At 64.2% G+C, this 12406-nt stretch carries 11 protein-coding genes; 4 read left to right on the top strand and 7 right to left on the bottom strand.

Going from position 1 to position 12406, the window contains the following annotated elements; all coding sequences use genetic code 11:
- Positions 1–2: 2 nt before the first annotated feature.
- Positions 3–875, bottom strand: a complete 873-nt coding sequence (locus tag AB3L03_RS07090) for a MurR/RpiR family transcriptional regulator (RefSeq protein ID WP_204510624.1) — start codon at positions 873–875, stop codon at positions 3–5.
- 86 nt (positions 876–961) lie between these two features.
- On the opposite strand from AB3L03_RS07090, the gene AB3L03_RS07085 reads away from it, so the two are divergent.
- Positions 962–2149: an amino acid ABC transporter permease gene (locus AB3L03_RS07085; RefSeq protein WP_204510625.1), complete on the top strand. Its 1188-nt coding sequence runs from the start codon at positions 962–964 to the stop codon at positions 2147–2149.
- A 2-nt stretch (positions 2150–2151) separates the two neighbouring features.
- A complete protein-coding gene (locus tag AB3L03_RS07080; protein ID WP_204510626.1) occupies positions 2152–3258 on the top strand; it encodes an amino acid ABC transporter permease in 1107 nt (368 codons plus the stop codon).
- Between the two features lie 155 nt (positions 3259–3413).
- On the opposite strand, the gene AB3L03_RS07075 is transcribed toward AB3L03_RS07080, so the two are convergent.
- Positions 3414–4832 carry an amidase gene (locus AB3L03_RS07075; RefSeq protein WP_018456999.1) on the bottom strand — a complete coding sequence of 473 codons (1419 nt, stop codon included), beginning with the start codon at positions 4830–4832 and terminating at the stop codon, positions 3414–3416.
- A 153-nt stretch (positions 4833–4985) separates the two neighbouring features.
- A complete protein-coding gene (locus AB3L03_RS07070; RefSeq protein WP_204510627.1) occupies positions 4986–5762 on the bottom strand; it encodes an SDR family oxidoreductase in 777 nt (258 codons plus the stop codon).
- Between the two features lie 157 nt (positions 5763–5919).
- On the opposite strand from AB3L03_RS07070, the gene AB3L03_RS07065 reads away from it, so the two are divergent.
- Entirely contained in the window at positions 5920–6993 is a 1074-nt protein-coding gene (locus AB3L03_RS07065; protein WP_204510628.1) for a tartrate dehydrogenase, read from the top strand.
- Positions 6994–7185: 192 nt separating this feature from the next.
- Here the strand turns inward: AB3L03_RS07065 and AB3L03_RS07060 are convergent, their stop codons facing one another.
- Genes AB3L03_RS07060 through AB3L03_RS07045 form a run of 4 tightly spaced genes read right to left on the bottom strand, consistent with a single transcriptional unit; the run spans position 7186 to position 11395 of the window.
- A complete protein-coding gene (locus tag AB3L03_RS07060; protein WP_368508378.1) occupies positions 7186–8259 on the bottom strand; it encodes a malate/lactate/ureidoglycolate dehydrogenase in 1074 nt (357 codons plus the stop codon).
- A gap of 11 nt (positions 8260–8270) precedes the next feature.
- On the bottom strand, positions 8271–9182 hold the full coding sequence (locus AB3L03_RS07055; protein WP_204510629.1) for an NAD(P)-dependent oxidoreductase: 912 nt from the start codon (positions 9180–9182) through the stop codon (positions 8271–8273).
- Positions 9183–9194: 12 nt separating this feature from the next.
- The gene (locus AB3L03_RS07050) at positions 9195–10445 is read right to left on the bottom strand and encodes a Zn-dependent hydrolase (protein ID WP_018456994.1); all 1251 of its coding nucleotides are present in this window, start codon (positions 10443–10445) and stop codon (positions 9195–9197) included.
- Positions 10446–10477: 32 nt separating this feature from the next.
- Positions 10478–11395 (bottom strand): LysR family transcriptional regulator, encoded by a 918-nt coding sequence (locus AB3L03_RS07045; protein WP_018456993.1) that lies wholly within the window; start codon positions 11393–11395, stop codon positions 10478–10480.
- A 118-nt stretch (positions 11396–11513) separates the two neighbouring features.
- Here AB3L03_RS07045 and AB3L03_RS07040 point away from each other — a divergent pair, with 118 nt between their 5' ends.
- A complete protein-coding gene (locus AB3L03_RS07040) occupies positions 11514–12329 on the top strand; it encodes a putative hydro-lyase (protein WP_085352173.1) in 816 nt (271 codons plus the stop codon).
- The last annotated feature ends 77 nt before the right edge of the window (positions 12330–12406 follow it).

Below are 12406 nucleotides of genomic sequence, written 5' to 3'. Positions count from 1 at the left end.
GGTCAACCTTTCTCTGATACGTAAGTTGAAGCCGCGGCCAGCCGGGCCTCGGTATTCTCCAGGCGCTTTTTCGCGGCCGTGCCGCCGAGCGAAAACGTCACGGCGGCGAGCGATTGCGCGATCGCGATGGCGCCGGTGAGGCTCGGGAAAAAGCCGGGAGAGGAGGCCGCCTCGAACAGCAGCACGTGGTCGGCACCTTCAGCCATCGGCGCCGATGGGCTATCGGCGATCGCGATCAGGGCCGCGCCGGCACGATAGGCGGCCTGCGCGACCCGGACGCTCGCGTGGGTGTAGGGCATGAAGCCGATGACGATGACGGCCTCGCCGGGCCGGAACGCGCCCATATCGAGATCGTCGGGGCCGGACGCGCCGACGAGCTGCACCTGTTCGGGACGAAACAGCCGGAGCTCGTAGTTCAGCAATTCCGCGACGCTGCGGCAGCTTCGGTAGCCGGTGATCCAGATCCGCTTGGCGTGGTGGAGTGCGCGCGCCGCCTCCGCGATCGGCCGGGCCGGGATGCGCGGAAGGCCGGCGGCCTCGGCCTCCAGCTTGTCGGTGATGAGCGCGACATCGGCGTTCGGGCCGTGGCGGCGGCCCTTGGCGCGGCCGGAGAAAGGCGCTAGCTGCGAGGGCCGCCGCGCCTCCGTCAACGCCGCGCGCAATTCATCCCAACCCGAATAGCCGATCGCCTTGGCAAGCCGCGTGAACGCGGCGGGATCGGCGCCGGCAACCGCTGCGAGATCGCGCATCGAACGCGTGGTGGCGTCGTAATCGTTGGCTGCAACGAAACGCCCGACCTCCTGCAACCGCATCGGAAGCGATGGCAATGCAATGCGCAGTTCGCTCAGTGGCGAGGATTTCGCGGGCTCGGCCATGAAACATTTGTTGCACGAAGCTGAGTTTGGTGCAACAGTTGACGTGCGCTGCCGGAAATCGCCGTCTTGAGAAGGATTTTTGTGCTGTGACGTCAGACGGTCCGAGACCGCCGCCGCGCCGTCGCTTCTTCGGCGCCTTCGGGCAGCGCGAGCTGAAAGGCCTGTTCTGGCAGGTTCTGGTGGTGGGGATCGTAGTCGCGGTCATCGTGTTCCTCTGGTCCAACACCGTCACCAATCTCTCCGTGCGCCGCATCACGACCGGTTTTGCCTTCCTTGGCCGTGAGGCCGGCATGCCCATCGCCGACAGCCTGCTCGCCTACAATCCGAGGGACTCATATCTCTGGGCCTTTGTCGTTGGCATCGCCAATACCCTGCGCGTCGCCGTGATCGGAATCGTGCTTGCAACGATCCTGGGCACGGTGATCGGCATCTCGCGGCTGTCGGCCAATTGGCTGCTGTCGCGGCTCGCCGCGGTGTATGTCGAGACGCTCCGCGACATCCCGCTGCTGCTCCAGCTCCTGTTCTGGTACGTGCTGATGCAGGCGCTCCCGGCCGCGCGCGCGGCATGGCGGCCGATTGAGGGCGTGTTCCTGTCCAATCGCGGGTTGATCCTGCCGGCGATTCCCATCGGGACGCCGCAGCTTTGGGTGCTCGGCACCGCAGTGCTCGGACTTGTCGTGTTCTATGTGATCCGGCGGCGGCTCATCGCGCAGCAAATGCGCGACGGCAAGCCGCGGCCGGCCTGGCCTTTTGCACTCGGCTTGCTCGTTGTGCTGCCTGCGGCGGTGTCCGTGCTGCTGGGCGTGGCCTGGACGATCGAATGGCCTGAGTTGCGCGGCTTCAACTTCGTCGGCGGACTGACGCTCGCGCCGGAATATTTCGCGCTGGTGATCGCGCTCGTCACCTACACCTCGGCCTTCATCGCCGAGATTGTGCGCAGCGGCATCCAGTCGGTGCCGCGCGGCCAGTGGGATGCCGCCAACGCGCTGGGACTGCGCCGCAGCTTCATGCTGCGGCAGATCATCCTGCCACAGGCGCTACGCGTCATCGTGCCGCCAATGACGAGCCAGTACCTCAACCTGACCAAGAACTCTTCGCTCGCGGTGGCGATCGGCTATCAGGACGTGGTCTCGATCGCCAATACGACATTGAACCAGACCGGGCAGGCGATCGAGGCCATTGCCTTGATCATGGCGGTGTTTCTCACCATCAGCCTCGGCATCAGCTTTTTCATGAACTGGTACAATTCGCGCATCGCGCTGGTGGAGCGCTGACCATGACGGCGATCGCCGACATTCCGGAAGCACCGCGCGCCGTCCGCCGCCCGCAGATTGGTAACCCGGTGCTGCGCTGGCTGCGCACCAATCTGTTCTCGTCGATCCCGAACGGCATCCTCTCGGTCGTGTTGCTGGCGGTGCTTGCAAAGGGCCTCTTCAGCTTCGTGCAATGGGGTATCGCCAATGCGGTCTGGGTCACCCCGGCGAACGATTCCAGCGCCTGCCGCGCGGTACGCGGCCTCGGTGCATGCTGGGCAATCATCCCCGAAAAATACCGCTTCATCCTGTTTGGCACCTATCCGTTCGACGAGCAGTGGCGGCCGGCACTGGCGGTGCTGCTGTTCATCGCCCTGTTCTATCTCTCCAGCCGCCGCGCCTTATGGCGGCGCGAACTGGCCTATCTCTGGATCGGAGCGCTCGCGCTGATCAGTATGCTGATGTGGGGTGGCATACTCGGTCTGTCGTTCGTCTCGCAGGACCGTTGGGGTGGTTTACCGGTGACGCTGATCCTGGCGACCTTTGGTCTGGCCTTCGGCTTCCCGCTCGGCATCCTCGTCGCACTAGGCCGGCGCTCAAAACTGCCGGCGATCCGCTCGCTCAGCGTGCTCTATGTCGAGCTGATCCGCGGCGTGCCGCTGGTCAGTCTGCTGTTCATGGCGAGCGTGATGTTTCCGCTGTTCATGCCGAACGGATTCAACATCGACAAGCTCTTGCGCGCGCAGGTCGCGATCATCCTGTTCGCGGGTGCCTATCTTGCCGAAGTCATCCGCGGCGGCCTCCAGGCCGTGCCCCGCGGGCAATACGAGGCCGCCGAGGCGCTCGGCCTGTCCTACTGGCGCAAGAACCGGCTGATCGTCCTGCCGCAGGCGATCCGTCACGTCATCCCGCCGCTGGTCAACACCTTCATCGCCTTCTTCAAGGACACCAGCCTCGTTCTGATCATCGGTATCTTCGACCTGCTCACCACGGCCAAGACCGCGATCATCGATCCGGCGTGGCAGCAATTCTCCGTCGAAGTCTACATCTTCGTCGCCGTGATCTATTTTGTCTTCTGCTTCGCGATGTCGCGGTATAGCCGGAGCCTGGAGGCGACGAGCGGAAGGTGAAGGCCGCGCGTGTTCCGGACAAGGTGCGGCGCAAAGCGCTGCACCGCAGAGCCGGGACCCAGAGATACACGGGAAGTCCTGGAGACTTGGGCCCCGGCTCTGCAGCGCACCGCCGAAGAGGCGCTGCGCCGCGTGCGGGGCACGAGAGCGGGAACCTAGTTCTTCACCCGCGGATCAATCGGCGTCGTGCCACGCACGCCCAAAATATCCTCCAGCGTCTTCGCGCCGGCGATCACCTGCGCATCCGCGCGCGGAGCCCCGACGACCTGCAGGCCGACCGGAAGTCCCGATGCGGTGAAGCCGCACGGCAACGACAGCGCGGGACAGCAGGCGAGCGTGATGGCATAGACGATGCCGAGCCACTCGACGTAATTGTCGAACTTCTTGCCGGCGCATTCGGCGACATAACGGTGCTCGATCGGGAAGGGCGGCACGATCGTGGTCGGTACCAGCAGCAGATCGTAGCGCTTGAAGAACTCGATCGCACGCGCTGTCATGCCGACGCGCTGCGCCTCGGCGCGTTCGAGCTGCTCGGTCGTGAGCTTGAGGCCTTCCTCGATGTTCCAGATCACCTCGGGCTTGAGCAGGTCGCGCTTGGTGCGCAGCAGCTGCGCCTTGCTGATCGCGAAGTCGAACGCGCGCAGCACGTGGAAGCACTCATGCGCATCGCGCCAATCCGGATGCGCCTCCTCGACGATGGCGCCGGCTTCGGCAAAGCGTTCCGCCGCTTTCCGCGTGATCGCTTTGACTTCGGGATCGACCGGTGTGATGCCGAGATCCGCCGAATAGGCGATGCGCTTCGGTTTGCTGCCTGACTGCGCCGCCGAGAGAAACGACGTCAAGGGCGTCGGCAGCGACAGCGGGTCGGCGGCATAGTCGCCGCTCATGGCGTCGAGCAGCAGCGCGAGATCCTCGACGTTGCGTGCCATCGGACCGACGACGCCGAGGTTACGATCGATGGCCGCTTTCGGCGTGTGCGCGACGCGGCCGATGCTCGGCCGCATGCCCACGACGCCGCAGAAAGCTGCCGGACTGCGCAGACTGCCGCCCATGTCGGAGCCTTGCGCGAGCCAGGCCATGCCGGTGGCGAGCGCAACGGCCGCGCCGCCTGACGAGCCGGCTGCCGATTTGGACGTATCCCAGGGATTGAGGGTTGCACCGAACACCTCGTTGAAGGTGTTGGCGCCCGCACCGAATTCCGGCGTGTTCGACTTGGCATAGACGACCGCGCCGTTGGCCTCGAGATTTTCGACCAGGATGTCGGACGTCGCCGGGATGTTGTCCTTGAAGATCGGCGAGCCCTGTGTGTTCAGCACACCTGCAACATCGGTCAGATCCTTGATCGGCACCGGCAGGCCTGCGAGCAATCCGCGCGCACCGGCCGGCTTCCGCATCAGCGCCTTTGCGCTATCCCGCGCGCGATCGAAGCACAGCGTCGGCAGCGCGTTGACCTTGCCATCGACTTCGGTGATGCGCTTCTCCAGCACATCCAAGAGCTCCAGCGGCGAGACGTCGCCGGAGCGCAGCTTGTCGACGACGGCGCAAGCGGATTCGCGGATCAGGTCCTGAGACAACTATTCTACTCCTGTGCTTATTTTAGGCGTTATTGCGAGGAGCGAAGCGACGAAACAATCCAGACTTTTGCCGCAGATACATTCCTGGATTGCTTCCGCCTTCGCTAAAGCTTCGGCGGACAAGTCGCTGCGCTCGCAATGACGAGGATAAAGTTAACCCCATCCTGCGCTGATTCCGCCATCCACCGTATAGATGACCCCCGACGTATAGCCTGCGCGATCCGACGCCAGGAACGCCATGAGATCGCCGATCTCGCGCGCATGCGCAGGCCTGCCGAGCGGCAGGCTCTTCTGGAATTCCTTGTAGCGGCTCTCGTCGCCGAACTGGTGGTTTGCCCGCGTCTTCAGCAGGGTGACGTGACGGTCAGTGCCAACCGGGCCGGGATTGATGCCGACCAGACGGATGTTGTCGGCGAGGCTCTTGCCCCCGAGCGCGCGGGTGAAGGCCATCAGCGCGGCATTGCCGGCGCTGCCGCAGATGTAGTTGGCGTCGAATTTCTCGCCGGCGGCGCCGATGTCGTTGACGATCACGCCGCCGCCCTTCGCCTTCATCTGCGCATAGATCATGCGCGTGAGGTTGATGTAGCCGAACACTTTCAATTCCCAGGCGTGCCGCCAGGTGGCCTCGTCGATCTTGTCAATGGAGCCGCCGGGAATGTCGCCGGCATTGTTGACGAGCACGTCGATGTCGGCGGCTTCCTTGGCGAGCCGCGTCAAATCCTCGCTCCTGCGCAAATCCACAATGCTCGTGGCGGCATCGATCTGGTGCGCCGAGCGCAAGCGCTCGGCCAAAGCCTTGAGCTGATCGCCATTGCGGGCGGCGAGGAGGAGATGGCAGCCTTCCTCGGCAAAGGCCTCGGCGGCGGCTGCGCCGATACCCTTGGACGCGCCCGTGATCAGGACGCGCTTGCCACGCAGGTGCAGATCCATGGGAGTTACTCGCAGGAGAGGAACGGGAATAAAATCAGTAGGCGGTCGGCCGCGCCATGGTCAACATTGCAGTGCAGCGTTGCACTGCCGTCGCGTTTGGTCCATTGCAGTGCGGTCAAAAAGACGGCGGCTGCCGGACCAATCAAGGACGTTCTCGATGAGCAAGAAACAATACCGGATCGCGGTCATTCCCGGCGACGGAATCGGCAAGGAAGTGATGCCCGAGGGCCTGCGCGTTCTGGAGACCGCGGCGAAGAAGCACGGCGTGTCCCTTCATTTCGATCATTTCGACTTCTCGTCGTGGGACTATTACGAGAAGCACGGCCAGATGATGCCGGACGATTGGAAGGATCAGATCGGCAAGCACGATGCGATCTATTTCGGCGCGGTCGGCTGGCCGGCCAAGATTCCGGATCACGTCTCGCTCTGGGGATCGCTGATCAAATTCCGCCGCGAGTTCGATCAGTACGTGAATTTGCGCCCGGTGCGGCTGATGCCGGGCGTGCCGTCGCCGCTGGCCAACCGCAAGCCCGGCGACATTGATTTCTGGGTGGTGCGCGAGAACACCGAAGGCGAATATTCCTCCGTCGGCGGCCGCATGTTCCCGGACACCGACCGTGAATTCGTGACGCAGCAGACGGTGATGACCCGCATCGGCGTCGATCGCATCCTGAAGTTCGCATTCGAGCTCGCGCAGTCGCGGCCGAAGAAGCACCTGACCTCGGCCACCAAGTCGAACGGCATCTCCATCACCATGCCCTATTGGGACGAGCGCGTGGAGGCGATGGCGAAGAAGTATCCAAGCGTGAAGTGGGACAAGTATCACATCGACATCCTGACCGCGAACTTCGTGCTGCATCCGGATTGGTTCGACGTCGTCGTCGGCTCCAATTTGTTCGGTGACATCCTGTCGGATCTCGGCCCGGCCTGCACCGGCACCATCGGCATCGCGCCGTCAGGCAACATCAACCCCGAGGGCAATTTCCCGTCGGTGTTCGAGCCGGTGCACGGCTCGGCGCCCGACATCGCGGGGCAAGGCATCGCCAATCCGATCGGAGCAATCTGGTCCGGCGCGATGATGCTCGAGCATCTCGGCGAGAAGGAAGCCGGCAAGTCGATCGTCGATGCGATCGAGCGCACGCTGGCAGAGCGCACGCTCCGCACCAAGGATCTCGGCGGCAATGCCGACACTACGGCTTGCGGCAAGGCGGTCGCGGATATGGTGGATTAGAGCGCTGCTTTCCCTCCCCCTTGTGGGGGAGGGTGGCTTCGATGCGAAGCATCGAAGACGGGTGAGGGGTTGTCTCCGCGGAGACAGACCTCTCAATTGTGCATTTCCCTTCGCGGACAGAACCCCTCATCCGGCGCTTCGCGCCACCTTCTCCCACAAGGGGAGAAGGGAAGAGCACCGTGCTCCGCCTCACTACCCCGCGATCTTCTCGATCGCCGCCTGATCCAGCCCGAACTTCTTTCCGGCCTCCAGAATCTCCTGCCAGGTGGTCGGATCGACAGGGATGCCTTCCGCGAGCCGCTTCTTCTTCGTCGCGCGCTCGGGCTCACCCGCGATCTTCACCTTGTCGACGCCTGGGGCCGGAGGTGAGCCGGTGTGCCAGGCGACGAAGCTCTCGACTTCGCGCGCGAGATTCTCCGCGGTGCCGAGCTTGCCGGGGTCGATGATGATCGAGAGCATGCCGTTGAGGACGTTGTGCTTGCCATCGGACGGACCCTTGACCACCTGCCCGCCGGAGAGCGCGCCGCCGAGGATTTCGCAAACCAGCGCGAGCCCTGAACCCTTGTGCTCGCCGAACGGCAGGATGGCGCCGTATGGCGGGATCACGGTGTAGCGCGGGTTGGTGGTCGGCTTGCCCTCATTGTCGATGATCGTGCCGGGCTCCAGCTCGACGCCCTTGTTGTGGGCGACGCGGGTCTTGCCCTGCGCGATCCTGCTGGTGGCGAAGTCGAGCACGATGGGGTCCTTGCCCGCGCGCGGGATGCCGACGCAGAACGGGTTGGTGCCGTGGCGCGCATCGCTGCCGCCCCAGGGCGCCACGATGGGACGCGAGATCACGTTGACGAAGTGGATCGAGACCAGCCCATGGTCGATGCACTGCTCGGCCCAGTGGCCGATGCGGCCGATATGGTGCGAGTTTGAGAGGCCGACGAGACACACGCCGTTGCGCTTGGCGCGCTCGGCTGCCAGCTCCATCGCTTCATGGCCGATCACTTGGCCGTAGCCGGTGAGCCCGTCGAGGGTGAGAAGCGGACCGGTGTCGAGCACGACCTTGACGTGCTGGTTCACGGCGAGGCCGCCCGTGGTGACGCTCTGGACATAGCGCGGGATCATGCCGACGCCGTGCGAATCGTGTCCCTTGAGGTTGGCCTCGACCAGATTGGTGGACACGAGCTCGGCCTCGCGGTCCGTAGACCCGGCGGCCTTGACGATGGCGCTGATAGCTTCGATGAGCGGCTGTGCCTTGATGGTGCGGTAATCGGCCATTGTTGTTGCTCTTATTCCTTCACGATCCGGCGGCAGTGCTCCCATGCCGCGCCAATCAGGTTCTCGCTCGCCTCCGGGGTCCGGAACGCCGAATGCGCCGACAACGTCACGTTCGGCAGTTTTGTCAGCGGATGATCGCCGGGCAATGGCTCGATATTGAACACGTCGAGGCCGGCATGGCGGATGTGGCCCGACTTCAGGGCATCGATCATGGCGGCCTCGTCGACGACGGCGGCGCGGGCGGTGTTGATGAGGATGACGCCCGGCTTCATCTTCGCGATCATCTCGCGGGTGATCATGCCGCGCGTCTCGTCGTTGAGCAGCAGATGCAGCGATACGACGTCTGCTCTCGCCAACACCGTGTCGAGATCGGCGAATTCCACGCCCGGATAGCTCTTCGGCGAGCGGTTCCAGGCGATCACCTTCATGCCGCTGCCCAAGGCAATGCGCGCGACCTCCGCGGCAATACCGCCGAAGCCGATCAGGCCGAGCGTCTTGCCAGTGAGCTGCATGCCGTCTTCGCGGAGCCAGTTTCCGCCGCGCATCTCGCGGTCCATCATCGCGATGACGCGGGCCGAAGCCCACATCAGCGTGATCGCGCATTCCGCGACCGCCGTGTCGCCATAGCCCTTGATCAGGTGCACGGAGATGCCGAGCTCAGCGAGCTCCTCCGGGTTCATGTAGCTGCGCGCGCCGGTGCCGAGGAACACGACATGCTTCAACCCTGTGCACTTCTTTGCGACGTCGGTAGGCAGCGCGGTGTGGTCGACGATCGCGATCTCGGCGCCGTCGAGGATTTCAGGATATTGTTCGGGTTTGATGTCGGGATCCCTGTGGATCCGCACCTTGGGATCGCCGGGCTGCTCCAGCCGCTCCATGATTACGGCGAGAGCTTCATTGGCGTCGACGAAAACTCCGCGCATGGTTCTCTCCGGTCAGGATGCGACGCCGGCGATCGCCAGCACCGTGTGCATGAGGACGTTGGTGCCCGCGGCGCAATCGGGCTGCGTGGCGTCTTCCAGCTCGTTGTGGCTGATGCCGTCCTTGCAGGGCACGAACACCATTGCGGCCGGCATGATTGTGTTGAGATTGCAGGCGTCGTGGCCGGCGCCGGAGGTGATGCGGCGAGAGGAGTAGCCGAGCGTCTTCGCCGCGTTCTCGACTGCGGCAATCAATTTGGGATCGAAATGCGTCGGCGGCTTGCGCCAGACCAGGTCGATCTTCACCTCGACCTTGCGGCGTGCGGCGATCTCGGCAATCGCGCTGCGCAGATCGCGATCGAGCGCATCCATGATCGCGCCATCCGCACTGCGGCAATCCATCGTGAAGGCGATCTCGCCGGGAATGACGTTGCGCGAGGGGTTTGCGATCACGGCCTCGCCGATGGTACCGACGGCCTTCGGCCCGTACTTCCTCGCAATGGCCTCCATCGCCAGCACGATCTCGGACAGCGTCGCCAACGCGTCGCGCCGCAGCGGCATCGGCGTCGATCCGGCATGGCTCTCGAAGCCGGAAATCTTGCCGTCGTACCAAAGCACGCCCTGGCCGGAATCGACCACGCCGATGGTCTTGCCTTCGGCCTCCAGGATCGGGCCCTGCTCGATGTGCAATTCGACGAAGGAACCGAGCTTCTGGAACCCGACCGGCTTGTCGCCGCGATAACCGATGCCATCGAGCGCCTGGCCGACGGTGGTGCCATCAGCGTCCTTGCGCGACAAGATGTCATCGGTGGTGAAGTCGCCGACATAGGCAGCGGAGGCCATCATCGCGGGAGCGAAGCGCGAACCCTCTTCGTTGGTCCAGTTGACGACGCAGATCGGCGCCTCGGTTTCGATCCCGGCGTCGTTCAGCGTGCGGATCACTTCGAGCGCACCGAGCGTTCCCAGAATGCCGTCATACTTGCCGCCGGTCGGTTGCGTGTCGAGATGCGAGCCGATGCCGACGGGCGGCTTCGACATGTCGCGTCCCTTGCGCAGCCCGAACTGCGAGCCGAGCGCATCGGTGTGCACCTCCAAGCCGGCGTCCTCGCAGGCCTTGCGGAACCAGTCGCGTACCAGCTTGTCCTCCGCGCTCAGCGTCAGCCGCCGCACGCCGCCCTTGGCCGTCGCGCCGAACTGCGCGGTCTCGTGGATGGAGCCCCAGAGGCGGGCGGAATCGATTTGCAAATTGGTGGCGGCTCGGCTCATGCGGTCAGTCTCTCAATTGTCCGGCGCCTGTTTCAATGACGCGCCGGCGCGGGCGCGTCAACTGCGAGGCTGCTCTGCGCAATCTGACATGCAAGCTCTGCGACCCGCTCCACCGCCACGACATCGGGCGAGGCGAGCCAGCTCGCGGTGAATGTCAGCGGCGCGATTTTGAGATCGGTGTCGAGCAGTTGCAACCGCCCGTCTGCGAGCTCGTTCTCGACGATGGCGTCGGGGATCACGGCGATGCCGAGGCCCTCGACCGCCATGTGGATGACGGTCGCAAGCGAGGCGGAGGCGTGCAGCCGGATCGGAGGCAGCTCCGGCCGGTCGAACACTTCGCGCACGACCTCGTAGGGACGCGTCTTCCGCGGGAAGGTAATGATCGGAAACCGCGCGAGCTCAGCCCGCGTCACCGGTCCATCGCCGAGGCCGAGCGAGGGGCTGGCGAGAAAACCGATCGGATAGTCGGCGAGGACGCGATTGTGCACCCCGGAGGCCGAGAGCGGACCGACGACGAAGGCAAGCTCGATCTCCTGCGCAAGCAGGCGCGCGGTCAGGTTCGGCGTGATGTCGACCTCGATCTCCAGCGACAGGTTTGGGTAGACCTCGTTCATGCTCTTCACCAGCCGCGGCAGCCAAGTGTGCACGATGGTTTCGGCGACGCCGAGTCGCATCACGCCGCGCATCGCCGAGCGGTCGCCGATCTCGGCGATCATCGCGGCGCGCAGGCCGATCAGCTTCTCCGCATAGACCATCATCTGTCGGCCGCTCGGTGTCGGCGAGGCCACGCGGTGGTCGCGATTTAGGAGCTTCACCCCCATCTCGCGCTCGAGCTGGGCGATGCGCTGGGAGATCGCCGGCTGAGTCGTGTTGAGGCGTGCTGCGGCGCCGCGAAAGCTGCCGAGCTTCACAACCCAAAGGAACGTCTCGATCGATCTGAAGTCCAGCATTGGAAGGATTCCCGTCCGATAAATGAAATTTATCGATATTGATTAGAAAGGAAGATTAGACTTTATAGCACGCGTGGTGTTGGCTTGTCTTTGTCGAGTTTATAGGCAGGTCGATCCCATGACTGTTTTGGTGGCAGTGCAGCAAACTGAAACGCCCGACACGCTCCCGAGCCGCAAGGCGCGGCTTGCCTACCGCGAGGGGCTGGTCGCCTCCACCGCCGGCGTTGCCCCCGGCTTCGTCCAGGGCAATCTGGCAATCTTGCCGGCGGAATATGCCGGGGCGTTCCATCGCTTCTGCCAGCTCAATCCCAAGCCGTGCCCGATCATCGGCATGTCCGATGTGGGCAGTCCGCACATCCCGGCGCTGGGCGCCGATCTCGACATTCGCACCGACGTGCCGCGCTATCGCGTCTGGCGCGACGGCGAAGTCGTGGACGAGCCGACCGATGTCACCAAATACTGGCGCGACGATCTCGTGACCTTCGTGCTCGGCTGCTCGTTCTCGTTCGAAGAGGCGCTGCTCGACGAGGGCATGCCGATCCGCCACATCGAGCACAATGTGCGCGTGCCGATGTATCGCACCAACATCGCTTGCGGCGAGTCCGGTCCCTTCGCCGGTCCCATGGTGGTGTCGATGCGTCCGTTCAAGCCGGCGGATGCGATCCGTGCGGTGCAGATCACCTCGCGCTATCCGGCCGTGCACGGCGCGCCCGTGCATCTCGGCCATCCGCACCTGATCGGCATCAAGGACATCGCTAAGCCCGATTACGGCGATCCGGTGCCGGTCGCCGACGACGAGATCCCGGTGTTCTGGGCCTGCGGCGTGACACCGCAATCGGTCATCAACGCTGCCAAGCTGCCGTTTGCGATCACGCATTCGCCCGGCCTGATGCTGGTGACGGATCTCAAGAACAGGACCATGGCCGTGATTTAGTGGGCAGCGTTTGCTGCTTCTTCGAGCTTTACCGCATCCATCAATCGCTTCATTCGATCGGCTGAAATTCAGTAACA

The organism is Bradyrhizobium lupini (assembly GCF_040939785.1).
Taxonomy (GTDB): domain Bacteria; phylum Pseudomonadota; class Alphaproteobacteria; order Rhizobiales; family Xanthobacteraceae; genus Bradyrhizobium; species Bradyrhizobium canariense_D.
Note: the sequence above shows the minus strand (reverse complement) of the source record. Positions and strands in the feature narration are given on the sequence as shown.

What these genes read in the sequence shown, in the direction of transcription:
- AB3L03_RS07050 (WP_018456994.1), bottom strand. Translation starts at nt 10,445, where the DNA reads ATGAGCCGAGCCGCCACCAATTTGCAAATCGATTCCGCCCGCCTCTGG.
- AB3L03_RS07060 (WP_368508378.1), bottom strand. Translation starts at nt 8,259, where the DNA reads ATGGCCGATTACCGCACCATCAAGGCACAGCCGCTCATCGAAGCTATC.
- AB3L03_RS07055 (WP_204510629.1), bottom strand. Translation starts at nt 9,182, where the DNA reads ATGCGCGGAGTTTTCGTCGACGCCAATGAAGCTCTCGCCGTAATCATG.
- AB3L03_RS07045 (WP_018456993.1), bottom strand. Translation starts at nt 11,395, where the DNA reads ATGCTGGACTTCAGATCGATCGAGACGTTCCTTTGGGTTGTGAAGCTC.
- AB3L03_RS07070 (WP_204510627.1), bottom strand. Translation starts at nt 5,762, where the DNA reads ATGGATCTGCACCTGCGTGGCAAGCGCGTCCTGATCACGGGCGCGTCC.
- AB3L03_RS07065 (WP_204510628.1), top strand. Translation starts at nt 5,920, where the DNA reads ATGAGCAAGAAACAATACCGGATCGCGGTCATTCCCGGCGACGGAATC.
- AB3L03_RS07090 (WP_204510624.1), bottom strand. Translation starts at nt 875, where the DNA reads ATGGCCGAGCCCGCGAAATCCTCGCCACTGAGCGAACTGCGCATTGCA.
- AB3L03_RS07080 (WP_204510626.1), top strand. Translation starts at nt 2,152, where the DNA reads ATGACGGCGATCGCCGACATTCCGGAAGCACCGCGCGCCGTCCGCCGC.
- AB3L03_RS07040 (WP_085352173.1), top strand. Translation starts at nt 11,514, where the DNA reads ATGACTGTTTTGGTGGCAGTGCAGCAAACTGAAACGCCCGACACGCTC.